At 45.9% G+C, this 986-nt stretch carries 1 pseudogene; it reads left to right on the top strand.

Going from position 1 to position 986, the window contains the following annotated elements:
* A pseudogene (locus A3729_RS23470) lies at positions 1-986 on the top strand (2-oxoglutarate dehydrogenase E1 component); the annotation flags it as partial.

The raw sequence follows: 986 nt of genomic DNA, 5'->3' as shown, positions 1-986 counted from the left end.
CGCCATTCATTGGCCATGAGTGGACAGCTAAGGCTAAGACTTCGGTCAATGCCAAAACCTTGCAGCGTTTAGGTAAAAAGCTAGGTGCGATACATGAAGGCTTTCCTATTCAGAAGCAGGTTCAGAAGATCATTGAAGATCGAAATAAAATGAATCAGGGCGCAATGCCGCTGAACTGGGGTTATGGCGAGGTAATGGCTTATGCTAGTTTGCTAGCAGAAGGTCATGAAATTCGTATCTCAGGTCAAGATGTTGGTCGCGGTACCTTCTCTCATCGTCATGTTGTTTTACACAACCAGACAGATGGATCGACTTATGTGCCTTTGCAGAATATCAAAGAAGATCAGCCTAAGTGCGAGATTATCGACTCCTTGTTATCGGAAGAGGCGGTTCTTGCCTTTGAATATGGTTTTGCAACGACCAACCCTGGTGCACTCGTAGTTTGGGAAGCTCAGTTTGGTGACTTCGCAAACGGCGCACAAGTTGTTATTGACCAGTTTATTACCAGTGGTGAGTTAAAGTGGGGGCGCCTATGTGGCCTAACCATGCTACTACCTCACGGTTATGAAGGTCAGGGTCCTGAACACTCCTCCGCTCGCTTGGAACGCTACTTGCAGTTGTGTGCTGAGCATAATATCCAGGTTTGTGTGCCAACTACGCCAGCACAGGTGTTCCATATGCTTCGTCGTCAGGTTAAACGACCTTTGAGGAAGCCTCTGATCGCCATTACGCCGAAGAGTTTACTTCGTCACAAAGAAGCTACCTCAACGCTTGATGATTTGAGCTCAGGTACATTCCAGACAGTTATTGGCGATAGCTATGTTGATGATGTTCGCAATATAAAACGCGTCATTATGTGTAGCGGTAAGGTTTATTATGACCTGTTGAATTTCCAACAGCATAATGAAATTACTGATACTGCGGTGATTCGTATCGAGCAATTGTATCCGTTCCCTGGGGATGATCTTAAGGCCATCTTGGAACAG

The sequence above is a fragment of the Oleiphilus sp. HI0043 genome (genome assembly GCF_001634935.1).
This window is presented reverse-complemented; position numbering and strand designations above follow the sequence as displayed.